The following is a 23,164-nucleotide window of genomic DNA, read 5'->3' as shown; positions in this document are numbered from 1 at the left end:
GCAAAGAACCCCTATCCTCGCGGCCGGCTGCGCGAGGGCACCAGCGCGAAGGTATCCACGGCCAGCTTCTCGGCATGGTTCAACCACGCGCGGATCTCCAGGTCATCCACTTCGTGGTCCAACCCGAAGGACACATTGATCCTGCCGTCGGCATCGGGCTGCACCCACTGCTGCGCCAGGACGACTTTGCGCTGCGAGGACACCGCTTCGATCCAGAAGCCGCGATCGGGGCGCGTGCTCGCCACCAGCTGCAGCATGTACTGGCCGGCGCGGGTACGGCGTCCCTTCTGGGTGATCATGTGCGCCTGGCGAACGCTCGGGCGCGGGCCCTGGAACGCATCCAGCGGGGCATCCACGGCGATGCCGCCGCGCAGGTCGTTGTCACGGTACAGCTTGATTCCGTTGTCACGGTTGACGAGCAGGGCGCACCAGTCACCGTCGGCCGAGCCATCCTCGAATGCGGTGCAGCGATCAACATAGGCCAGCGTGTTGTCCGGATCGGCGTCATCGAACTGGCGCGAGGTGTTTTCCAGGTACACCGACTTCAGGCTCCAGTCCTTGTCGTACTCCAGCAGCACCGGCGGCTGCACGTGCTGCAGGCCGACCACCACCTGGTCGTCGGCATCGATCTTCAGCTCACGGGTGGGTTCGCCCAGCCATAGCGAACGGGCGAAGGCGAGGTACTGCGGGTAGTCGCGGCCACCCTCGCGCTGGGCCGCGACGCTGGCGCTGGGCGCGCGCTGCGCATCGATCAGCGAACGGCCAAAGCCCATCGTCTTCAGATCCGGATCGAGCAGGCTGAGCAGGGTCGCGCCGGAATCCAGCGTAGTGCCGGCGTCGACCGTGAGCTGGCGCGGCGCAATGCCATCGCCGAGGAACAGCAGCAGGTTCTCGCGCTTCTGCCGGGCCAGGATGTGGGTCAGGTCGTTGGGCATCGCCAGATGGTCCGAGGCGATCACGATCAGCGTGTCCTTGCCGTACGGGCTGGCCTGGATGCGCTGCACCAGCTGCGAGATCAGGCGGTCGCTGCACTTGAGCGCGTCGAGCATGCTGATGTTGCCGTACCGGCTCTGGTACCGCTGGCCCTTGCAGGCTACCGGCAGGTGGCCTGCCGGGTGGTGGGTATCCATGGTCAGCGTGGTCAGCATGAACGGTGAACCGGCGCGCGAGAGTTGTTCGAAGCGCTGGTAGGCGGCATCCAGCAGCACGTCATCGTGCACGCCCCACGGCGAGTAGTGCATGCGGCCGATCTTCTTCTGCTGCTTGAACCAATCCAGGTCGTGCACCTCGTCGAAGCCGTGGCTGGCCAGGAACTGGCCCTTGCCGGCGAAACGGCCGCTGGCACCGCCCAGGTAGTGGTTGGTATAGCCCTGCTGCTTCAGGTAGTCACCCAGGCAGACGGCCTTGGGCAGGAAGCTGCCCATCCGGTCCATGCTGTTCTCGTCACCCTGCGAGGTGGTCAGCGGCACGCCGCACATCGACGACACCAGGCCGGCGATGGTCCAGCCGCTGCCTTCGGCCGAAGCCAGGCCGCGCACATCCAGTGCCCGTGTCGCCAGGCGGTTGATGTTCGGCATCAGGCCCGGAAATACGTTCTCGTCCAGATACGTCCGCTCCAGGCTTTCGCCGTAGATCCAGACCACGTTGCGCGGGCGTTGCAGCGGCCGCGTCGGTACCTGGTACTCCGGTGCGATGCGGGCGAAGTCGACCGGGCGCAGTTGTTGGTACAGGCGCTGTCCATCGCGGGCCAGCGGGCTGATCACGATCGTGGCCACCCACACCGCCGCGAAGCCGGCGAACCAGGCACCTCCATGGCCGGGCCGGCGCCAGCGCTTCACCCGCGTGGCAAACAGCGGCAGCAGCGAGACCAGCGCCAGTACGATGAAGCCGGCGATATAGCCCTTGAAGTCGGCGATGCCGGCACCTTCCATGTCGGCACCCAGGTGGTACAGGGTGGCGGCGTTCAGACCGTCACCGGAAAGCTTGTCGATCAGCCACCACGCGCTGAGCGTGAGCAGCAGCAGCGAGAATGAAGCGGCTTTCCACCACACCCACTTGCCGGAGGCGAGGAACAACCAGGACAGCAGCAGCAACGACAACAGCAGTATCCAGAGCATAGGCAGTTTCGGCAGCGACGGGATGTTGATGGACGTCGTACCGACGCGTGTCCATCCGACCGGCGCTGCCGCAAGCACATCCACATGACAGGCCGATGACCCGATAGTGCATGCACGAACCTGACTGAAATGTTTGTTGGAATGTCGCGCGCGACATCGCCATCAAGAGGTAAAACGGGCGTGAAATGCATCGTTGGATTGCATTAAAAACCACGTGAATACGGAATTTTCGCGCTAACGATGCCCGCGCTCCTCGCGCGCGCGCGCGCGCCGATCAAAGAGCAGCGCACTGATGACGATCCCGAGGCCCAGCACCACGCCGATCAGCATCAGCAGCAGGGCAATGGCCGGATAGCCGAATACATGCCAGCCCGTCTCGAGCTTCATCATCAGCGAGGACGCCATGATCAGCGCCGCGCTGATGATGCCGGCCGCCACCCGGTTGGCGATTTTCTGCAGGTTCTCCATCAACCGCGACTCTTCCAGCCCGGTCACCTTCATCTGCAGGCGGTTTTCGGCCAGCAGCGCCATGATGTCCGAGAGCTTGCGCGGCCCATCGCGCAGCAGCTGCTGCAGTTCCATCGCCTCGCTGGCGATGTTGGCCGCCGACAGCGACTTCTTCAGCCGCGCGCGCATCACGTGCTGCAGCTGGCGCTCGACGATGCGCCGCGTATCCAGCTCCGGTGCCAGCAGCCGGCATACGGTCTCCAGGTTGAGCAGGGCCTTGCCCACCAGGCTCAGCTCCGGCGGCGTGCGCAGGCCACAGGCGGTGGCGGTGCGAACCATGTCCAGCACTACGCGGCCTTCGGAGAAGCTGCCACCGACGGCGTAGCGCGCGATCAGCTGGCCGGTCTCGCGCAGGTAGCGCTCTTCATCGAAGGCCTCCAGCCGCGTGCTGATGCTGATCAGGTCGTCGGCCACTTCCTCGCCTCGGCCATCGACGGCGGCGAACAGGATCTTCAGCAGGCGCTCGCGCAGGCGCGGCGGCATGTGCGCGACCATGCCCAGGTCGAAGATCGCCAAGCGGCCATCGGGCATTACCCGCAGGTTGCCCGGGTGGGGATCGGCATGGATCTCGCCATGCACGAAGATCTGGTCCAGGTAGCCACGGATCAACGCCGCGGCCAACGGCTCCATGTCCTGCTCGGTACGGCGTACACCGGAGATCGCATCCACGCGGACGCCGGTCGCCAGCTCCATGGTCAGCACGCGCTGGCTGCTGTAATCCCAGATCGGCTGCGGTACCCACAAGCGGCGGAACGGCCTGAGATGACGACCAAAGCGGGCCAGGTTCTCGGCTTCGGCGTGGTAGTCCAGCTCCTGCATCAGGGTCTTGGCGAACTCGTTGAGCCAGTCTCGCAGGCGCACCCGGCGGCCCACCTGGGTCAGGTGGTCGGCCGCCAGCGCGAAACTGCGCAGCACCTCCAGGTCCGAGCGCAACTGGGCGGCCACCTCGGGCTTCTGTACTTTCACCGCGACTTCCCGGCCATCATGCAGCACCGCGCGATGCACCTGCGCGATCGATGCACACCCCAGTGGTTCGGGATCGAACGCAGCGAACAGCTTGTTTACCCCTGCGCCCAGCTCCTGTTCGACGATGGCGTGGATGCGCTCGACCGGAAGTGGCGCGACCTGCTCCTGCATGCGCTCCAGTGCGGTGGCGAACTCCACCGGCACCATGTCCGGGCGCGTGGACAGCATCTGGCCCAGCTTGACGAACGTGGGCCCCAGCGCCTCCAGGTCGCTGACAAACTGCTCCGGATTGCCGTCGGGCGGTGTTTCAACCTGGCCGGCGGCGGCATCCAGGTTCATTCCGGAGAACACGCCGGAATGGCGGTAGCGCATCAGAAGGCGCAGGATCTGGCTGCGCCGGTTCATGCCTTTGACCAGCGGAGGATTGCCAGTGGCGGTGGGCGAATTGCTCAAGCGACGCTCCTTGCAGGCGGCATCCTGCAGCACCGGGCCCTGCACGGTGGATCGGGATGGTTGCCCCAGTCTGGCCGGAGCAGGGTAGGCGCGCGGTGAATCCGATGTCTTCCGCAGTCCACGCCCGATCGGTCAGAATCGGTCCATTCCCTTATTCATCTTTGGACGCCCCATGGCCGGTGCCAGCCTGTTTGCCCTGCTCGACGATATTGCTTCGCTCCTTGACGACGTTTCGGTGCTGACCAAGGTCGCGGCGAAGAAGACCGCGGGCGTGCTGGGGGACGATCTGGCACTGAACGCGCAGCAGGTGACCGGGGTCAATGCCAACCGTGAGCTGCCGGTGGTGTGGGCGGTGGCCAAGGGATCGCTGGTCAACAAGGTGATCCTGGTGCCGGCGGCGCTGGCGATCAGCGCGCTGGAGGCTTGGCTGCACAGCCGCGGCTGGAACGTGCCGCTGATCGTTCCGTTGATGATGATCGGTGGTGCCTACCTGTGCTTCGAGGGCGTGGAGAAGCTGGCGCACCGCTTCCTGCATTCTTCGGATGAGGATGCGCAGCATCAGGCCGAGCGCCGCAGGGCATTGGCCGATGCGCAGGTGGACATGGTGGCGTGGGAGAAGGACAAGGTGAAGGGCGCCATCCGTACCGACTTCATCCTTTCGGCCGAGATCATCGTGCTGACCCTGGGGGTGGTCGCGACCGCAGCCTTCACCAACCAGATCCTGACCCTGAGCGTGGTCGCGCTGGCGATGACCGTGTTCGTCTACGGACTGGTGGGGGGTATCGTCAAGCTCGACGACGTCGGCCTGTACCTGTCGCGCAAGGGGGGCGCCCTGGCGGTGCTGGGTCGCGGGCTGGTTGCTTCTGCGCCCTGGTTGATGAAGTTCCTGTCGGTGGCGGGCACCATCGCCATGTTCCTGGTCGGTGGAGGCATCCTGGTCCACAACGTGCCGGCGCTGCACCACGCGGTGCAGGCGCTGGGCGGTGAAGGGCAGTGGGGTTGGCTGGTCAATGCGGTGGGCAACCTGGTGGTCGGGATCATCGCGGGTGCCATCGTGTTGGCAGCGGTGACCGGTTTCCAGAAGCTGCGCGGGAAATGATTTGTAGAGCCGAGCCCACGCTCGGCTGCTCTACGGCGCTGCGCGCCGCCGCCCGAGCATGGGCTCGGGCGCTACAGCGTCTGCACGCTGGTTCCTCACCCTGCCTGCACGCGGTTCTTGCCCTGCCGCTTGGCTGCATACAGCGCCTCATCCGCGCGCCGCAGCAGGGCCTCGGCGTCATCGCCGGGCTGCCACTGCGCCAGGCCGGCGCTGAAATGCACCGGGATGCGCCGGTCCTGCACGGTCAGTACGCGATGCGCCAGTGATCGCTGCAGGCGCTGCACTGTGGCCATGCTGTCGGCGCCCGGGGTGTCCGGCAGTACCAGCACGAACTCGTCACCGCCCAGCCGCGCGATACCGTCGGTGGCGCGCAGCAGCAGCTTGCACGCGGCCACCAGGTGCTGCAGTACTGCATCGCCGCCTGCATGGCCATGGGTGTCGTTGGTCTGGTGGAAATCGTCCAGGTCGATCACCGCCACGCCCAGCGGTGAGTTGTTGCGTGCGGCACGGGCCAGCTCGCGCTGCAGCAGTTCGTCCAGGCCGCGGCGGTTCAGCGCCTGGGTCAGTGGATCGATGCGGGCCAGGTGACCGGCGGCGCGCAGTTCCTGCTCCAGCTCGGCAATGCGCTGCTCTGCGCGCTCCACTTCCTGCCGCGCACTGGCCAGATGGTCGCGGGCCTGTGCGGCCTGCTGCTGCACCTTGCCAGTGTCGCGCATCACTTCCTGCAGCAGTTGGTTGAGATCGGCGATGCTGCGCGCTTCGCGCAACTGCAATGCGTAGCTGCTGATCCGGTCGTGGTACTCGCCGGTGCTGGCGGCCATGCCGTCCATGCGGTCGATGAACTCCCCCATCAGCCCGCGCATCGCTGCCTTCGAATCGTCGATGCCCTGGCGAAGCAGGCCCTGCCTGTAGATCACCTCGCGCAGTTCGGCGCGGGTACGCTCCACCGCCTCGGCTGCCAATGGCCGGTCCAGCAACTGGCGCACCGCTGCGATCTGGCCCTGCAGCCAGCTGCGGTCATCCAGCAACTCGCTGACGTTCTCCAGCAACAGTGCGAACAGTTCCAGCAGCAGGGCCTGCTGCTCCTGCCAGCTCTCGGCACGCACGCCGACCTGATGGCCGAGCTCGCGCACGCCCTGTTCGATCGGCTCAAGCGCGGTGCCCGGCTGCCACTGGCGCAGGCGCAGGGCCAGCGCCTGTGCCTGTTCGCGCAGGTCCGGGTCGTGCTGCAGCAGCGCCACCACTGCGCCGCCCAGCAGCAGCCGCAGCTGCTCGGACAGGCGCAGGCTCTCCGGTTGCCCATCCGGCGAATGCTGCTCGATGGTACGGATGTACTTGTCGATCAGCTGCCGCATCGCACGGCCGTAACGGGGCCAATCGGCGCTGGCCTGCGCCGATTGCAGGCGGTCACCCATGTCGCCCAGTTCTCCGGGCAGGGTGGCCATGCCATTGGCAAACGCTGCCAGCAGTGGCTCCGGCGCGTCGGCCCCCGTGAACAACTGCTGCAGGGCCGCGCTACCGCCGCCCTGCAGCACCACGCGGTTACCCTGCCCATCGCCGGCCACCGCGCGCACGCGTGCCGGCGGCCCGAGGGCCGTGCCGGATGCGGGGCGGTGTTCGGGCTGGTCCGTCATGAAGCAGATCCTGGGGCTGGCAGGGGTTGGTTCCAGCATATCGGCGCGGCCACCGACGGCTTGAACGGCTACGATGGCGACAGGATGCCGCAGTGGAGGTGGGGATGCGCGTGATGTTGCTTGGAGCCACCGGACTGGTCGGTGGACTGGCCCTGCCCAGGTTGCTGGACGACCCGCGCTGCAGCGCCGTGGTGGCGCCTACTCGTCGCCCCCTGGCGTTGACCCTCGGCAAGCTGGAGAATCCGGTGCTGGCGTTCGACGCGCTGCCCGCCTCGCCCGGGTGGGCGCGCGTGGATGCGGTCATCTGCGCGCTCGGCAGCACCCTTGCCCAGGCGGGCAGCCGTGCGGCCTTCCACCGAATCGACCATGACTACCCGTTGGCGTTCGCCCGGCTGGCGCAGGCGCAAGGCGCACGGGCCTATGTGCTGAATTCCGCCGCCGGCGCCAATCCGCAGTCGCCGGTCTTCTACAGCCGGGTGAAGGGCGAGCTGGAGCGTGACCTGCGCGCGTTGGGCTTCGCCTCGTTGACCCTGGTCCGCCCAGGGCTGATCGGGGGCGAGCGCAACGAGGTGCGCCGCGGCGAGCGTTTCGCGTTGACGGTACTCGGGGCGCTGGGGCCGGTACTTCCGCGGGCATGGCGGATCAATCCGGCCGGTGAAATCGCCAAGGCGCTGGTCGAGGCTGCGCTGGCCCCACAGCCGGGCGAGCATGTGGTGGCATCGAGCGCACTGGTCGGCTGATGTCGCGTGCACTGCGCCTGACCCAGCTGCTGCAGCTGCTGCGCCGCCATCGACGACCGGTGGCCGGGCAGGTGCTGGCCGATGCGCTGGGGATCAGCCTGCGTACGCTGTACCGCGACATCGAAACGTTGCGCGAGCAGGGTGCCGACCTGCGTGGCGAGGCCGGCGTCGGCTACCAGCTGGCGCCGAGCGATACCCTGCCACCGATGACCCTGCCACCGGCCGAGATCGATGCACTGGTGCTGGGCCTGCGCTGGGTCGCGGCGCGCACCGAGCCGGCGCTGGCCGGGGCTGCCCGTGATGCCTTGGCGCGCATCGCGCATGTGTTGCCTGCGGCGCGCCGCGAAGCGCTGCGTGACAGCGGCCTGCGTGTGGGTCCCTCACGCCCGGGCATCAAGGTACCGTCCGCGCGCCTGCAGGCCGTGCGTGAGGCGGTCGGTTCGCAGCAACGCCTGCAGTTCGGCTACGAGGATGCGCACGGCCAGCGCAGCGAGCGCATCGTCTGGCCGTTCGCGCTGGGCTACTTCGACGAAGTGCCGATGCTCGCAGCGTGGTGCGAGAGCCGTGGGGACTTCCGCCATTTCCGGTTGGACCGTATCCGCCAGGTGCGCGTGCTGGAAGAGCATTATCGAGTACCGCGCGCCACCCTGCTACGGCGCTGGCAGAAGGCACAGGGCATCGCGCCGGACTGGCTGGATCGCTCATAACCACAGCAACAGCCAGGAGCGGGGGTAGAGTCGACTGTTAGTCGACTATCGCGCGCAGCGCGGGGTTTAGGCAGGTTGAAGGAAGAGAGCAGTCGACTAACAGTCGACTCTACTGACAGAATCTGTCAGCAGGGCCGCAGCACCATGGAGGCTCCCAACAACGGAGCTTCCCCATGTTCAAGCCCAGTACCCTGCTGCAGTACGTGAATGACGTCGCCGCCAGCGCCGCCTTCTACAGTGGCATTCTCGGCGCGCCACCGATTGAGCAGTCGCCCGGGTTCGCCCTGTTCCTGCTCGGCGATGGCGCCGCACTCGGCCTGTGGCAGCGCGATGACGTGCAGCCGCCGGTGTCCGCACAGGCCGGTGCGGCCGAACTGGCGATGGTGGTCGCCAGCCCCGACGCCGTGCAGCAGATGCACGAGGCGTGGCGTACGCTCGGCGTGCAGATCCTGCAGCCGCCGGTGATGCTGGAATTCGGTCATACCTTCGTCGGTGTCGATCCCGATGGCCACCGCCTGCGCGTCTACAGCCGTGCAGAAGGCTTGGTGGCGCGCGACTGAGCAGAAGGGTAGGGAACCGCACCCGGTTTCTGTACGTACGTCACGTTGAGGGATTTTCCTACAGGTTTCTAGGATTTTTCTGCGGTTTCCGCCGAGGGTTCCATGCTAGCTTCTGCCCGTCGACACTGCAGCGGGGCAACTCCAGCGTGGCTACCACCTTTCCCCGTCCCGGGCGCGCCCGGGGCAGAGGCAGGATACGTGTCCCCGGGGCGGCACGGTCCGCCGTCGCCCCGCTTCTGGTTTCCCTGTTCCTTCTGACATCTGCGACAGGATGTTCCGCCATGAATGACACCGGACAGCAAGCGTCCCGTTTCCACGAACAGCAGTCCACGGCTGCGGGCAAGGCCCAGCTCGTCCAGTGGGCAGGCCCCGGCAGCGTACTGGCCGAGGCGGTGCAGCACCTGCGTGCGAAAGGCTTTGACTGCCAGCCGTCGCAGCCGCAGGCGCCCACCATCAAGGCCGCTTTCTACTGCAGCCTGCAGACGCCACCGCCACCGCCGGCAGACCAGCGGGTTACCGCGCCGCCCACGCCGGTGCACTGGATCGTGACGCTGGAATCGGAAGACGGCGTGCGCGTGCAGCACCTCGATGTGTCCCGTACGCCCGCCCATCTGGGAGATTGAGCCATGCCGGATGGCAACGCGAAGATCATCGTAGGGGCCAGCCCGGTTGCGGCCGGGCGGCGGCATACCTACCTGCTGTTCGAACATTCCGATGGCAGCCAGCAGGTGGTTCGCGGCGGCCCCGATACGCAGCCTGAAGGCAATGCGCTGTCCAACCTGGCCGGCAGTACCCTGTTGGGCTCGGACAACTACGGCCATATCCAGGTGGATGCAGCGCCGTATGAACCGCCGCAGCAGTTCGTCAGCCGGCGCCAGGCCGATGGCAGCCATGCCCGGGTGCCGCTGGACCAGGCGCGGCTGGATGATCCGGCACTGCAGCGCAATGCCGAGGGCAAGGTGATGGTGGGCGAGCAGCGCTCGCCCGACTGGCCGCTCCCCGGCGAGACCCACGAACGCCAGGTGGTCTGGCAGGGCAGCGACCAGGAACTGGAAAAGAAGCTCGCTGCGGCCAAGGCGGCCGGGCAGCAGATCAACGATGCACAGATGGAGTATTCGCCGCTCTACAACAACAGCAACGGCGTCACCAGCACGTTGATGAAGGCGGCCGACATCACGCCATCGCTGCCCAAGGACAAGGACGGCAAGACCGTGGACGCGCCGGACTTCGGCGAGAACCTGCACCAGGATGTCGGCCTTGGCTCGCACCGCAGCGGCTACTGGTTCGATGGCAAGCAGTGGTACGACGGCGACGACCGCAGGATCCAGCCGCCGCGCGATGGCGAGAAGACGGTGCCGCTGGACCCGGACGCGAAGTCGCATTCCGGTTCGGGCCCGTTGCGCATCAGCGCCAATGACGGCGCGGCACCACGGCAGGGCGGCAATGCTGGCTTCTCCACCGGGGATGCGGAACTGGACCGCATGGCCAGTGCCTTGTATGCCGGCGACGATGCCGCCTTCAATCGTGCCACCGCGAACATCGCACAGTCGCCGGAAGTGGCCGCATTGGCGCAGCAGGGCCAGGCGGCCCAGGAGCAGGTGCAGGTGCAGGCCCAGAACGCGGACGCCGCACAGCGCCATCAGCCGCACGCACGCAGCATGGACGCCTGAACGGCGCACCGGGGGGAGCGGACAGGGTGGGCGAACAGGACCCCGCCGCCGTGCTGGCGGCGCTTCAGAACTCTCTGCGGCTGCAGGCCGCCATGCTGTCCAGGTTCGAGCAGCGCGAGACGCGCATGCAGGCAACCTTTGACCAGTGCGTGCAATCGCTGCAGGCGGACATGGAGGCACTCAACCGCAAGGTTCAAGCCATCGTGGGCGGTGCCAGTGCACGCATCGCATCGGATGCGAAGGACGCCGTGGCACCCGTTACCGCACAGTACGGGCGCGATCTTGCCGCCGCTGCCACGGTCCTGCGGCGTACCGGCGCCACGCTGTGGATGTGGAGCATCGCCGCCGGTGGCCTGCTGGTGCTGGTGCTGATCGTCGGCTGGGCGGTGCTGGGCTATTACCGCGGCGAATTGGCAAGCAGCAAGGAAGCGCTGCAGCGCTACGACGATGCGTTGCCGGTGCTGCAGGCGTACTACGCTTCGGATGCGGCGATCTGCGATGGCCGCGTGTGCATCAACCCTGAAGCCGGCACCCCACGCGGTGGCGGCGACAAGCCCTACCGGCGTGCCAAGGCGCGCCACTGAAGCCGGCACGCGGATGAAGAAAAGGCTGCGATCCCGGAGGATCGCAGCCTTTTGCATTTACCGGCCTGGGCGGTGGATCAGTTCGCCAGCGCCAGATCATCCATCAGCGCGCGCAGGAAGCGGGCGGCTTCACCGCCGGTGGCTGCGCGGTGGTCGAAGGTGACCGACAGCGGGATCACCTTGTGCGCTTCCACGCCGCCCATCACCGGGGTCATCTGGTGGCGGGCACGGCCGGCACCGACGATGGCAACGCACGGCGGCACCACGACCGGGGTCGCGTAGCGGCCGGCGAACATGCCGAAGTTGGACAGCGAGATGGTGTAGCCACTCAGTTCCGAGGCGGCGATCGAACGCGATTCCACCTGCTCGCGCAGGCGGTTGACGCCTTCGCGGATGCCACGTGCATCCAGCATGTCGGCATTGCGCAACGCCGGCACGAACAGGCCGTCGTCGGTGTCCACGGCGATGCCGATGTCGACTTGCGCGTGCAGGGTGCGGGTCAGCGCTTCGCCATCGAACCAGGCGTTCATCGCCGGCACCTTCTGCGCGGCAACCACGATGGCACGCACCAGGCGGGCGGTGACGTCGTTGCCCGGCAGCCAGGCGTGGATGTCGGCGTCGTCGTTCAGCGTGGTCGGCACGACCTTGCTGTGTGCGTCGGCCATCACCCGCGCCATGTTGCGGCGTACGCCCTTCAGCGGCTCCGGCTGGCCCTTGGCAACCACGCCCGGCGGCTGGGTACGCATCGGCTTGCCGGCGGCGGACAGCGGGGTGCGGGTTTCGCTCTGCGCCGGGGCAGGCACCTGCACCGGCGCGGCATACGCGGCGGCTGCAACCGGCGCCGGAGTGGCGCCAAGCTTGGCGGTGCCGGCGGCGGCGGCCTGCTTGACGTCGGCCATGGTCACCGCGCCGTCGCTGCCGGTGGCACACACGCGGCTCAGGTCCACGCCCAGCTTGCGCGCCATCGCACGCACGGCCGGCACGGCCTTGACGCCACCGACGGCCAGGGCCTGTTCGGTGTGCACGGCATTGGAGCTCTGCATCGCGCCGACCACGGTACCGGCGTCATCGCGCTCGGCCTTGGCATCTTCGGCGGCGGCCGCTGCCGGACTCGGCAGCGGGGGCGGGGTCGGTGCCGCTGCGGGCGGTGCCGGGGCGTGGCCATGGCCGTGGCCGGTGTCCTGGCCATCGGCGCGCTGCGGCAGGCTCGGGTCGATCTCGAAGCTGGCCAGCACCGAGCCGGTCGCGATGATGTCACCGGCCGCGCCGGACAGCTTCAGTACCTTGCCGGACACCGGCGAGGGCACTTCCACCACGGCCTTGGCGGTTTCCATCGAGACCAGCGGCTCGTCCAGCTTGATCACATCGCCTTCCTTGACGAACCACTCCACGATGGTCGCGTCCGGCAGGCCTTCGCCCAGGTCGGGCAGGTTGAAGTTCTTGGTCTGGCTCATTTGCAGTTCTCTTCCAGCAGTTCCAGTTCGCGGGCCGGCAGCCAACCCGTCGCGCCATTGGCGCGCTCGGACCACCACCATCCGCCGTGTTCGTGATGCAGCTTCACCATCTCACCGCTTTCCACATCCAGCTCGCGGGCGTCGTAGTCGCGCAGCGCTTCGGCGCGACCCTCGTCCAGCAGCTGCAGCCAGGCGATGGGCGCCCATCCAGCGCGGCCATCGTTGGTGCGTACCCAGGCAAAGGCCGGCCATTCCTCGTCACGTACACCGACTTCGACGATCTGGCCGGCACGGAACCGGAGCGGGTTGGGATATTGGCTGCGGTAAGCCGCCAGCAGGCGGGCCCGCATGTCAGCCCGCCGCCACCGCGCGCTTGGCCGCGGTCACGATCCGCTCAACGCTCGGCAGGTACTTCATCTCCAGGCGGAACAGCGGAATGTGGGTGTCGTAGCCGGTCACGCGCTCGACCGGGGCCAGCAGGTCGTACATCGACTCCTCGGCCAGGCGCGCGGCGATCTCGGCGCCGAAGCCCGCGGTCTTCGGGGCCTCCTGCACGATCACGCAGCGGCCGGTCTTGGACACCGACTCGGCGATGGTGGCAAAGTCCAGCGGACGCAACGTGGCGACGTCGATGACCTCGGCACTGATGCCTTCGCCGGCCAGCTTGTCGGCCGCTTCCAGCGCTTCCTTCACCTGCGCACCCCAGGCCACCAGGGTCACGTCGGTGCCGTCGCGCAGCACGAAGCACACGTCCAGCGGCAGTGCCTCGCCATCGTTGACGACCACTTCCTTGTACTGGCGGTAGATGCGCTTGGGCTCCATGTAGATCACCGGATCGGGATCGCGCATGGCGGCCAGCAGCAGGCCGTAGGCACGCTGCGGGCTGGACGGCAGCACCACGCGCAGCCCCGGCACGTTGGTGAAGATCGATTCGTTGGCTTCGCTGTGGTGCTCCGGCGCGCGGATGCCACCGCCCCACGGCACGCGCAGCACCATCGGGCAGTGCATGCGGCCACGGGTACGGGTACGCAGGCGCGCGGCGTGGCAGATGATGTGGTCGACCATCGGGTAGACGAAGCCGTCGAACTGGGCTTCGGCCACCGGCTTCATGCCCTGCGCGGCCAGGCCGACGGTGAGGCCGGCGATGGTGGTTTCATCCAGCGGGGTGTCGAGGATGCGCTGCGAACCGAAGCGCTGCTGCAGGCCGGCGGTGGCGCGGAACACGCCGCCGTTGACGCCCACGTCCTCGCCCAGCACCAGCACCGACGGGTCGTGTTCCAGCTCCCAGGCCAGCGCCTGGGTGATGGCTTCGATCAGGGTGATGGGGGTAGCGGTCATTGCGATGTCTCCACCGGCGACAGCAGCACTGTCGGCGGCATTGGCCTGGGAAGCGGAAGCGCCCGTCTTGATGTCATCCATGGCGCTGCTCCAGGGCAATGGCAGCCGCGCGCTGGGCCAGCAGATCCGGCGGCGGATCGGCATACAGGTAGTCGAACATCGCCTCGACCGGCTGCACCGGGGTGTTGAGGTACTGGTTCACTTCCTCGTCGACCCTGGCGGCGCACTGCTCCACCCAGGCCTTTTCTTCTTCTTCGCTCCACACGCCCTGGGCGGTGAGGTACTTGCGCAGGCGCAGCATCGGCTCACGGGTCCAGGCGTCCTTCACCTCGGCGTCGTCGCGGTAGCGGCGCGCGTCGTCGGCGGTGGTGTGGTCGGACAGGCGATAGGTCATCAGTTCCAGCACGGTGCCGCCTTCGCCGGCCAGGCCGCGTTCGCGGGCCTGTTCCATCGCGGCCAGCACCGCGATCAGGTCGTTGCCGTCCACCTGCAGGCAATGCAGGCCCCCGGCCAGGCCCTTCTGGGCCAGGGTTTCAGCACCGGTCTGCGCCGAGCGCGGCACCGAGATGGCCCAGCCGTTGTTGACGATGCACAGGATCAGCGGGAGCTTGTAGGCACCGGCGGAATTGAGGGCGGCGTAGAAGTCGGTCTTGGAGCTGCCGCCATCGCCGCACACCGCCACCGCGATCTGCTGTTCGTTGTTGAGCTTGAACTTCAGAGCAGCGCCGGCCGCATGCAGGCACTGGGTGGAGATCGGCACGCAGAACGGGAAGTCCTTCACCGCGTTGCCGGTGAAGTCGTTGCCGCGCTCGTCGCCGCCCCAGTACATCAGCACATCGTACGGGCGCACCCCGCGCATGAACATGGCGCCGTATTCGCGGTAGCTCGGAGCGAACACGTCACCCTCGCGCATTGCCGCGCCGATGCCCACGTGCGCAGCCTCGTGGCCCAGGCAGGCGGCATAGGTGCCGAGCTTGCCGGTGCGCTGCAGCGCGATGGATTTGCTGTCGAACGTGCGTACGTACAGCATCTGCTTGAACAGCGGTACCAGGACCTTGGGATCGCGCAGCGAGGCGGGCAGGTCATCGCGGACGAGCTTGCCGTCCGCGTCCAGGTACTGCAGGTATTCGATCTTGAATTCGGCGGCAACCGTCATTGCGTACTGCACCTTCGACAGAGAAGTTACAAATGATATGAATCGCCATGTTAAGGAACGCGTACGGAATAGCCTTCCTGCGCCGCAACACGCCGATTCCCCTTTTTACCCCTGCCGGCGGGTGGGGGGCCAATAACAACAACGTATTCAGTCGTTGCTGCAAAGCATCAGAATACGCCTCTGGCTGACCGCCAGTACAACGCCCCGGAGGGTTCCACGCGCAGGCCGGGAATCGGCCGATGCTCCACGGCCCGGCCGCACACCCGGGTATCGTCCCCGGACGGCTGCCAGCGCGGCGGCAACGCGTTACCCTTGCCGCCCCTGTTCCGGTCCACTCCATGTCCGTCGACAACAACCAACGCGATCTCGAAGCCGGCATCCACACCGACCTGCAGGGCCGGCTGACCTACGGTGGCTACCTGCGGCTGGACCAGCTGCTCAGCGCGCAGCAGCCGCTGTCCAACCCGCCGCACCACGACGAGATGCTTTTCATCATCCAGCACCAGACCTCGGAGCTGTGGCTGAAGCTGCTCGGCCACGAACTGCGTGCCGCGATCGGCTTCCTGCAGCGCGATGAAGTGTGGCAGTGCCGCAAGGTGCTGGCGCGCAGCAAGCAGGTGCTGCGCCAGCTGACCGAGCAGTGGTCGGTGCTGGAAACGCTCACCCCGTCCGAGTACATGGGCTTCCGCGACGTGCTCGGCCCTTCCTCGGGCTTCCAGTCGCTGCAGTACCGCTACATCGAGTTCCTGCTGGGCAACAAGAACGCGCAGATGCTGCAGGTGTTCGAGCACGACCCGGCCGGGCAGGCGCAGCTGCGCACCGTGCTGGAGGCGCCGAGCCTGTACGAGGAGTTCCTGAAGTACCTGGCCCGTTTCGGCCATGCCGTCCCGGCGGTCTACGAGGCCCATGACTGGACCCAGCCGCATGTGGCGGACGACGCACTGCAGCCGGTCTTCGAACGCATCTACCAGGACACCGACCGTTACTGGCGGGAGTACGCGCTGTGCGAGGACCTGGTCGATCTCGAGACCGCCTTCCAGCTGTGGCGCTTCCGGCACATGCGCACGGTGATGCGGGTGATCGGGTTCAAGCGCGGTACCGGCGGCTCGTCCGGCGTCGGCTTCCTGCGCCAGGCGTTGGAGCTGACCTTCTTCCCCGAGCTGTTCCAGGTACGCACCAGCCTGCAGGCCGCACCCCCGGCCGCGCGGGATTGACCCCCATTCAGCTTCATTCCCGGCCGCGGGCTGGATCGTTTCAGATGCAAGTTCAGCGAGCAGGCCGGCACCTGCCTCAAACGGCGTGTATTTGACGTGAACGCCACAAGTCGGTGATCCTCGCGCGTTGCTTCACTGCACATTGGATGTGCTTCGTCATCCACCGAACCAGGAAATCCGCATGAGCGTAAACGCCACTGCGAACACCCCAGAGCCGGCCCTGCCGGACTTCAAGACCACGATGGGCCACCCGCGCCCGTTGTGGATGCTGTTCATGACCGAGTTCTGGGAGCGCTTTGCGTTCTACGGCATCCGCTGGGCGTTGGTGCTGTACATCGTCGCCCAGTTCTACAACGGCAACGCCGCCGGCGAAGGCGACGCCAGCCGCGTCTACGGTGCCTACCTCGCGCTGGTGTACGCCGCCGCGATCTTCGGCGGGTACGTGGCCGACCGGGTGCTGGGCTACCAGCGTTCGATCCTGGTCGGCGCGATCATCATGGCCGCGGGCCTGTTCATGATCTCGCTGCCCGAAGAACACCTGTTCAAGCTCGGCCTGGCCACGATCATCGTCGGCAACGGCCTGTTCAAGCCCAACATCTCGACCATGGTCGGCAAGCTGTACGGCCTGAAGGACGAGCGCCGTGACTCGGGCTTCACCATCTTCTACATGGGCATCAACATCGGCGCGATGATCGCCCCGGTGCTGACCGAGTACCTGGCCCGCAAGGTGTTCGGTACCGATGCGATGCCGTCCTACAAGGTCGTGTTCATCGCTTCGGGCGTGGGCATGCTGATCTCGCTGGTGTGGTTCTACATCGGTCGTGCCGGCCTGAAGGGCATCGGCGCACCGCCGGCCGGCGCTGAAGGCTTCGGTCGCATCGTGATGGTGCTGGCCGGTGCCGTGGTCGCCATCCCGGTGGCCTACTTCCTGCTGGCCACCGGCGCTACCGCGCTGGCCTGGATCCTGGGCGCGATGTTCACCGCCCTGGCCGTGCTGCTGCTGGTCGAGGGTATCCGCGAGGGCAAGGTGCAGCGCGACCGCGTGATCGCCATGCTGATCATCTTCGCCTTCAACGTGATGTTCTGGATGTTCTTCGAACAGGCCGGCAGCTCGTTCACCTTCCTGGCCGAGAACATCGTCAACCGCCAGTTCGGCAGCTGGACCTTCCCGACCGCATGGTTCCAGTCGGTCAATTCGGTGGCCATCATCACCCTGGCGCCGGTCATCGCCTGGATCTGGGTGGCCATGGGCCGCGCCAATCCGTCCATCCCGCGCAAGTTCGGCCTGGGCCTGCTGTTCAACGGTGCGGCCTTCGCCCTGCTGATGTTCGCCCTGTCGCAGATGGTGGTGGACGGCAAGATTCCGTTCTGGACCCTGTTCATGGTCTACGTCATCCAGTCCGTGGGTGAGCTGTGCCTGTCGCCGATCGGCCTGTCGATGGTGACCAAGCTGGCCCCGGTACGCCTGGTCGGTTTCGGCATGGGTGGCTGGTTCCTGTCCACCGGCATCGGCAACAACCTGTCGGGCATCTTCGCCGGCGTGGTCAGTGGTGAAGGCGGCATGACGGTCGGGTCGGCCCTGAAGGGGTATACCTTCGGGTTCTGGGCCCTGATCGGTTCTGGCGTGCTGCTGTTCCTGATCGCCCCGTTGATCAACAAGCTGATGCACGGCGTCAAGTAATGATGAGAGGGTAGAAGGCATGCGTAGCAAGCTCGGTGGTGCAGTGGTGGTGGTCTGTGCGGCGCTGATCGGTGCCTGTTCCCAACCGCCACCGGCTGACACCGCCGAGCCCACGCAGCCCCTGGATACCCGGCCCACCGAGCCACCGGTCGCTGATCCCAGCGAACCGGTGGCCTCGGGCAACACCCCGGTGGCGGCCGACATCGCCGCCATCGCCGGGCTCGGCGCGCAGTTCGACCCGGCCCGCAACCCGGCCGATGACCTGGCCACTGCCAAGGTGGAAGCCCAGCGGGGCAAGAAGCGCATCCTGCTCGAGGTCGGCAACGCGGCCTGCGATCGCTGCAGGGCGCTGGACGAAACCGTGGAAGGCAACGGCGACCTGCGCCGCTTCCGCGATGCCCACTACGTGTGGATGAAGGTCAACGCCAGCGATGAGCAACCCAACACCGCCTTCCTTGCACAGTTCCCGGTGATGGAGCGCGATTACCCGCGTCTTCTGGTGCTCGACGCCGATGGCAGCCTGCTGGTGTCGCAGGCGACCGGCGAACTGCGCAAGGGCGAAGCCTTCCAGCCGGCACGGGTGAGCGCCTTCCTCAAGCAATGGGCACCGGACAAACCGGAGTAGGGGAGTGCCGGCCGCTGGCCGGCATGCTCTGGAGGGTGCCGACCGCTGGCCGCCAACCCCGGTGGGTGCCGACCGTTGGCCGCCAACCCCGGTGGGTGCCGACCGTTGGTCGGCACAGAAGTGCATCCACGCCCGCGCGAATCTACTGCGCGCGCCGTCACACTCTTCGAATCGGCGTCTCAACTTCACTGCATGTACGCCGTTACCGGCAAGGACCTCAGTCGACACCCCGTCGATGCAACCTACCGGAACGCCCATGCACAGCGACCACGCCGAACGACCTGAACCCGCCAGCGACCTGGCCGGGGGCGGGGCAGGCGAGGGCGTGACCCTGCCGCCGCCGGAGGCCCTGCTGGACGATGCCGGTACCGGCGAGGCCACCGTTGAGCTGGCACCGCCGCGCCACCGCCTGCCGCAGATCGCGTTGCCCGACAACGTGATGCTGAAGGGGGCCGTGCAGAAGCTGGTCGAGCAGAAGTCGCGGCTCGATGGATTGGCCGCCGAGGGCCAGCTGGCGGGGCTGCTGCCGCCCGAGTGGCAGGGCCATGGCGTGCGCGCGATCGAACTGTCCACCTTCATCCAGGGCGTGCTGCCGTTCCTGCAGACAGGCGAACGTGGCGAGACTGCCCCGGCGCGGCTGCCGGTGCGCCACGTGCTGGGAGACGACAGCCGCTGGGGCCTGGACGATGTCGCCGAGCCGAAATCGCTGGCCTGGTACCTGGCCAGTGACGAGCGCGCCACGGCTGGCAGCAAGGATGCTGCCGAGGCGTACCTGGTGGGCGCGCTGGGCCTGGCGTGGATGCAGGAGGGGCGCAGCCGCCCCGGCTTCCTGCGCGCGATGGGACAGGACAGCCTGGCGGCGCGGGTGACCATGCTGGGCTATCCACCGGCCAACGAACTGGCGCTGTACAGCGTCACTGCGCACGGCCAGCCGCAGATCTGGTGCGTGCATGGCCGCCGCCGCATGCGCCCGCTGGTGGCGCCGTGGCTGAGCGTGCCGGTGCTGACCGCCTACGGCGTGCCGGCACCGGTGGCGTGGCCGGCCAGCTTTCCAGCGGTGGAGGCCGTGGCCGAACTGCTCTCCGCCGCACGCCTGGGCCGCGCGCTGCCGGAAGTGGACCTGGCCAAGGCGGTGGCGAAGATCGCCGAGGACGCTGCGTCTGAAGCCTGGCAGCCGGTGAGCCTGCTGCAGCTCAATACCTGGTCGCCACGCTGGCACTTCTTCCTCGGCACCTTCGTCGGCCTGCCGTCGCTGCTGCTGGTGGCCGCGGCGCTGGCGCTGCCGGGGGCCGTGGAAGCGGCCACGGTCGCTGCCTCGCTCGGCTTCGCCGGGGGCGCCATCGCCGCGCTGGCGGTGCCGTGGATCCACGCGCGGCGCAAGCATCTGAGCTGAAAAAAGGGGACGGAGGGGATTAAGTCGCATCAAGCACATGAGTGCTGATTACGGCTTAATCCCCTCCGTCCCCTTTTTCTTGTCAGACCCCTTCGCCCATCCGCTCCAGGCCTTCGCCGGCCAGGCGCAGGATCAGCTTCTCCAGCAGCTGCTCCTCCTCCTCGCTCAGCACCGACATCAGCTTGCGGGTGATCTCGATCACCATCGGCGCGATGGTCTCGTAGACCTCGAAGCCGGCGGCCGAGAGTGCCAGCACCGAGCGGCGGCGGTCGTCACCGTGGGTCTCGCGCTTGATGAAACCCCGCTCCAGCAGGCGGGCCACGGCGCGGCTGACTGCCACCTTGTCCATCGCCGTGCGGTCGGAGACCTCGCTGGCCGAAGAACCCGGGTACAGCGCCAGGATGGTGATCACCCGCCACTCGGGAATTGCCAGGCCGTAACGATCACCGTAGAGCTTGGCGATGTTGCCGCTCACCCGGTTGGACAGCACGCTCAGCCGGTACGGCAGGAACTGTTCCAGGTCGAGCAGGACGTGCGAGGCACGCAGGCGGGTCGAAGCGGGATCGGCGGGGCTCATGTTGCGGTGCACCTTGCTGGTGGTTTCAAGTGTAACTATAAGTGTTGGGTCCAGACCCTGCATTCTCGCCGGGTCCTTACCTGCCCGCACCTGGTTTGTACCGATGCGGTACCGATTCGGAGCCACGCCATGAATACCGCAGTCCCGACCGCCTCGCATCCCAATCCCGGCATGCAGGTCACCACCTTCGAGAACCCGATGGGCATCGACGGCTTCGAGTTCGTCGAGTTCGCCGCCCCGGCCGGCCGTGGCCAGGAGCTGCACGCGTACTTCAGGAAGATGGGTTTCAGCGCGGTGCTCAGGCACAAGCAGCGTCCGATTACCGTCTATCGCCAGGGCGACGTCAACTTCCTGGTCAATGAAGACCCCGATTCGTTCGCCGCCGACTTCGCCGAGAAGCACGGTCCGTGCGCCTGCGGTTTCGCCATCCGCTTCAGGAAGCCCGGCCAGGAGGTCTACCAGGCGGCGCTGGGCAACGGCGCCGAAGCCATCGCCTTCAAGCCGGACAGCAAGGCGGTCGGCGCGCCGGTGATCAAGGGCATCGGCGACTGCATGCTGTACCTGGTCGATCGCTACGGCGCGGCCGGCAGCATCTACGACGGCGACTACGAACCGATTGCCGGTGCCGACCCGCATCCGGTGGGCTTCGGCCTGACCTTCATCGACCACCTGACCCACAACCTGTACTTCGGCAACATGCAGCAGTGGTCGGATTACTACGAGCGCCTGTTCAACTTCCGCGAGATCCGCTACTTCGACATCAAGGGCCTGAAGACCGGCCTGGTGTCCAAGGCGATGACCGCACCGGATGGCATCGTGCGCATCCCGCTGAACGAATCGTCCGACCCGAAGAGCCAGATCAACGAGTACCTGGACGCGTACAAGGGTGAGGGCATCCAGCACATCGCCTGCTTCACCGAGAACATCTACGAGACCGTCGAAGCGATGCGCGCGCAGGGCGTGGACTTCCTCGACACGCCGGACACCTACTTCGAGGTGATCGACCAGCGCGTGCCGAACCACGGCGAGGACGTGGCGCGCCTGGCGAAGAACAAGATCCTGATCGACGCCGATCCGGAAACCCATCAGCGCAAGCTGCTGCAGATCTTCACCCAGAACTGCATCGGTCCGATTTTCTTCGAGATCATCCAGCGCAAGGGCAACGAAGGCTTCGGCGAAGGCAATTTCACCGCGTTGTTCGAAAGCATCGAGCGCGACCAGATCCGCCGCGGCGTGCTGTAAGGTCCTGGGCAGCGCCGGGTCACGCCCGGCGCCTGCTTGCCTGTAGAGCCGAGCCATGCTCGGCTGCTTTCCGTTCCGGTCTTGCCGTTTTTCAGGAGCCCCCATGTCCCCCGCCATCACCGCCCGTGGCTACCAGTCCGGCTTCGGCAACGAGTTCGCCAGCGAGGCCGTCGCCGGCGCGCTGCCGGTCGGGCAGAACTCACCGCAGAAGGTGGCCCACGGCCTGTACGCCGAACAGTTGACCGGTACCGCCTTCACCGCGCCGCGCGGCAGCAATCGCCGCAGCTGGCTGTACCGGATCCGTCCGGCGGTGACCCATGGCGAGTTCACCCCGTTCGCGCAGTCGCAGCTGCAGTGCGATTTCGGCGCGCAGCCGGCCTCGCCGAACCAGCTGCGCTGGAGCCCGCTGCCACTGCCGGAGTTGCCGACCGACTTCGTCGAGGGCCTGTACACGATGGGCGGCAATGGATCACCCGACGCGCATGCCGGCGTCGGCATCCATCTGTATGCCGCCAACCGCGACATGGTCGGCCGCTACTTCTACAACGCCGATGGCGAGATGCTGATCGTGCCGCAGCTGGGCGCGCTGCGCCTGCTGACCGAGCTGGGCGTGATCGAGATCGAGCCGCAGCAGATCGCGGTGATTCCGCGCGGCGTGCGGTTCCGCGTCGAACTGCCCGATGGCCCGAGCCGCGGTTACCTCTGCGAAAACTACGGTGCGCTGCTGAAGCTGCCCGACCTCGGCCCGATCGGCTCGAACGGCCTGGCCAATCCGCGCGACTTCGAGACGCCGCATGCGGCATTCGAGGACGTCGATGGCGATTTCGAGCTGATCGCCAAGTTCGAAGGCCGCCTGTGGCGGGCGCCGATCGACCATTCGCCGCTGGACGTGGTGGCCTGGCACGGCAACTATGCGCCATACCGCTATGACCTGCGTCGCTTCAACACCCTCGGTTCGATCAGCTACGACCATCCCGATCCGTCGATCTTCCTGGTGCTGCATTCGCCCAGCGACACGCCGGGGACCAGCAACATGGACTTCGCGATCTTCCCGCCGCGCTGGCTGGTGGCGCAGAACACGTTCCGCCCGCCGTGGTTCCATCGCAACATCGCCAGCGAGTTCATGGGCCTGGTGCATGGCGCCTACGATGCCAAGGCCGAAGGCTTCGTGCCGGGTGGCGCATCGCTGCACAACTGCATGAGCGGGCATGGTCCGGACGCGCCGACCTTCGACAAGGCCTCCCATGCCGATCTGTCCAGGCCGGACGTGATCGCGGATACGATGGCCTTCATGTTCGAAACCCGTGCGGTGATCCGTCCGACCGCGCAGGCGCTGGCCGCCAGCCACCGCCAGGGCGACTACCAGCAGTGCTGGAACGGCCTGCGCAACAACTTCCGCTGACCCGGAAAAGGGGACGGAGGGGATTAAGTCGCAATCAACGCAGGT

The 23,164-nt window shown here is 67.0% G+C and carries 20 protein-coding genes and 1 pseudogene; 13 read left to right on the top strand and 8 right to left on the bottom strand.

Annotation, left to right across the window (positions count from 1 at the left end):
• Positions 1–11: 11 nt before the first annotated feature.
• Together A9K58_RS04625 and A9K58_RS04620 are read right to left on the bottom strand one after the other, a co-directional pair.
• Entirely contained in the window at positions 12–2,117 is a 2,106-nt protein-coding gene (locus tag A9K58_RS04625; RefSeq protein ID WP_065198229.1) for a phosphoglycerol transferase I, read from the bottom strand.
• Between the two features lie 234 nt (positions 2,118–2,351).
• Positions 2,352–4,007 (bottom strand): annotated as a pseudogene (locus tag A9K58_RS04620) (ABC1 kinase family protein); the annotation flags it as partial.
• A gap of 208 nt (positions 4,008–4,215) precedes the next feature.
• On the opposite strand from A9K58_RS04620, the gene A9K58_RS04615 reads away from it, so the two are divergent.
• On the top strand, positions 4,216–5,142 hold the full coding sequence (locus tag A9K58_RS04615; protein WP_065198227.1) for a DUF808 domain-containing protein: 927 nt from the start codon (positions 4,216–4,218) through the stop codon (positions 5,140–5,142).
• Positions 5,143–5,237: 95 nt separating this feature from the next.
• On the opposite strand, the gene A9K58_RS04610 is transcribed toward A9K58_RS04615, so the two are convergent.
• On the bottom strand, positions 5,238–6,776 hold the full coding sequence (locus tag A9K58_RS04610) for a GGDEF domain-containing protein (RefSeq protein ID WP_065198226.1): 1,539 nt from the start codon (positions 6,774–6,776) through the stop codon (positions 5,238–5,240).
• A 104-nt stretch (positions 6,777–6,880) separates the two neighbouring features.
• On the opposite strand from A9K58_RS04610, the gene A9K58_RS04605 reads away from it, so the two are divergent.
• From A9K58_RS04605 to A9K58_RS19400, 6 genes are all read left to right on the top strand, one after another.
• On the top strand, positions 6,881–7,516 hold the full coding sequence (locus tag A9K58_RS04605) for a Rossmann-fold NAD(P)-binding domain-containing protein (protein WP_065198225.1): 636 nt from the start codon (positions 6,881–6,883) through the stop codon (positions 7,514–7,516).
• Positions 7,516–8,223, top strand: coding sequence for a helix-turn-helix transcriptional regulator (locus A9K58_RS04600; protein ID WP_065198224.1), 708 nt, complete (start codon positions 7,516–7,518; stop codon positions 8,221–8,223). Before A9K58_RS04605 ends, A9K58_RS04600 begins: the two co-directional genes overlap by 1 nt.
• Positions 8,224–8,396: 173 nt before the next feature.
• Positions 8,397–8,783, top strand: coding sequence for a VOC family protein (locus tag A9K58_RS04595; RefSeq protein ID WP_065198223.1), 387 nt, complete (start codon positions 8,397–8,399; stop codon positions 8,781–8,783).
• A gap of 281 nt (positions 8,784–9,064) precedes the next feature.
• On the top strand, positions 9,065–9,406 hold the full coding sequence (locus A9K58_RS04590; RefSeq protein WP_065198222.1) for a hypothetical protein: 342 nt from the start codon (positions 9,065–9,067) through the stop codon (positions 9,404–9,406).
• 3 nt (positions 9,407–9,409) lie between these two features.
• Complete coding sequence (locus tag A9K58_RS19795; protein WP_231109249.1) at positions 9,410–10,453, top strand: hypothetical protein; 1,044 nt, start codon at positions 9,410–9,412, stop codon at positions 10,451–10,453.
• Positions 10,454–10,545: 92 nt separating this feature from the next.
• A complete protein-coding gene (locus A9K58_RS19400; protein WP_231109248.1) occupies positions 10,546–11,037 on the top strand; it encodes a hypothetical protein in 492 nt (163 codons plus the stop codon).
• Positions 11,038–11,114: 77 nt separating this feature from the next.
• On the opposite strand, the gene A9K58_RS04575 is transcribed toward A9K58_RS19400, so the two are convergent.
• Genes A9K58_RS04575 through pdhA form a run of 4 tightly spaced genes read right to left on the bottom strand, consistent with a single transcriptional unit; the run spans position 11,115 to position 14,985 of the window.
• A complete protein-coding gene (locus A9K58_RS04575) occupies positions 11,115–12,491 on the bottom strand; it encodes a dihydrolipoamide acetyltransferase family protein (protein WP_065198221.1) in 1,377 nt (458 codons plus the stop codon).
• Positions 12,488–12,841: an SH3 domain-containing protein gene (locus tag A9K58_RS04570; protein ID WP_065198220.1), complete on the bottom strand. Its 354-nt coding sequence runs from the start codon at positions 12,839–12,841 to the stop codon at positions 12,488–12,490. Before A9K58_RS04570 ends, A9K58_RS04575 begins: the two co-directional genes overlap by 4 nt.
• A gap of 1 nt (position 12,842) precedes the next feature.
• Positions 12,843–13,910 carry an alpha-ketoacid dehydrogenase subunit beta gene (locus A9K58_RS04565; protein WP_065198219.1) on the bottom strand — a complete coding sequence of 356 codons (1,068 nt, stop codon included), beginning with the start codon at positions 13,908–13,910 and terminating at the stop codon, positions 12,843–12,845.
• Positions 13,903–14,985, bottom strand: coding sequence for a pyruvate dehydrogenase (acetyl-transferring) E1 component subunit alpha (gene pdhA, locus A9K58_RS04560; RefSeq protein ID WP_065198218.1), 1,083 nt, complete (start codon positions 14,983–14,985; stop codon positions 13,903–13,905). The genes A9K58_RS04565 and pdhA overlap by 8 nt, the downstream gene beginning before the upstream one ends.
• Positions 14,986–15,323: 338 nt before the next feature.
• Here pdhA and A9K58_RS04555 point away from each other — a divergent pair, with 338 nt between their 5' ends.
• From A9K58_RS04555 to A9K58_RS04540, 4 genes are all read left to right on the top strand, one after another.
• The gene (locus A9K58_RS04555; RefSeq protein WP_065198217.1) at positions 15,324–16,199 is read left to right on the top strand and encodes a tryptophan 2,3-dioxygenase; all 876 of its coding nucleotides are present in this window, start codon (positions 15,324–15,326) and stop codon (positions 16,197–16,199) included.
• Between the two features lie 181 nt (positions 16,200–16,380).
• Positions 16,381–17,880: a peptide MFS transporter gene (locus A9K58_RS04550; RefSeq protein WP_065198216.1), complete on the top strand. Its 1,500-nt coding sequence runs from the start codon at positions 16,381–16,383 to the stop codon at positions 17,878–17,880.
• Between the two features lie 19 nt (positions 17,881–17,899).
• Positions 17,900–18,505, top strand: coding sequence for a thioredoxin family protein (locus A9K58_RS04545; protein WP_065198215.1), 606 nt, complete (start codon positions 17,900–17,902; stop codon positions 18,503–18,505).
• A gap of 256 nt (positions 18,506–18,761) precedes the next feature.
• Entirely contained in the window at positions 18,762–19,898 is a 1,137-nt protein-coding gene (locus A9K58_RS04540) for a hypothetical protein (protein WP_065198214.1), read from the top strand.
• An 82-nt stretch (positions 19,899–19,980) separates the two neighbouring features.
• Here A9K58_RS04540 and A9K58_RS04535 read toward each other — a convergent pair whose 3' ends face one another.
• Positions 19,981–20,475 carry a MarR family winged helix-turn-helix transcriptional regulator gene (locus tag A9K58_RS04535; RefSeq protein WP_065198213.1) on the bottom strand — a complete coding sequence of 165 codons (495 nt, stop codon included), beginning with the start codon at positions 20,473–20,475 and terminating at the stop codon, positions 19,981–19,983.
• Positions 20,476–20,604: 129 nt separating this feature from the next.
• On the opposite strand from A9K58_RS04535, the gene hppD reads away from it, so the two are divergent.
• Together hppD and hmgA are read left to right on the top strand one after the other, a co-directional pair.
• Positions 20,605–21,717 (top strand): 4-hydroxyphenylpyruvate dioxygenase, encoded by a 1,113-nt coding sequence (gene hppD / locus A9K58_RS04530; protein ID WP_196769152.1) that lies wholly within the window; start codon positions 20,605–20,607, stop codon positions 21,715–21,717.
• Between the two features lie 103 nt (positions 21,718–21,820).
• Positions 21,821–23,119, top strand: coding sequence for a homogentisate 1,2-dioxygenase (gene hmgA / locus A9K58_RS04525; RefSeq protein ID WP_065198212.1), 1,299 nt, complete (start codon positions 21,821–21,823; stop codon positions 23,117–23,119).
• The last annotated feature ends 45 nt before the right edge of the window (positions 23,120–23,164 follow it).

The organism is Stenotrophomonas maltophilia (genome assembly GCF_001676385.1).
GTDB classification, from domain to species: Bacteria; Pseudomonadota; Gammaproteobacteria; order Xanthomonadales; family Xanthomonadaceae; genus Stenotrophomonas; species Stenotrophomonas maltophilia_J.
Note: the sequence above shows the minus strand (reverse complement) of the source record. Positions and strands in the feature narration are given on the sequence as shown.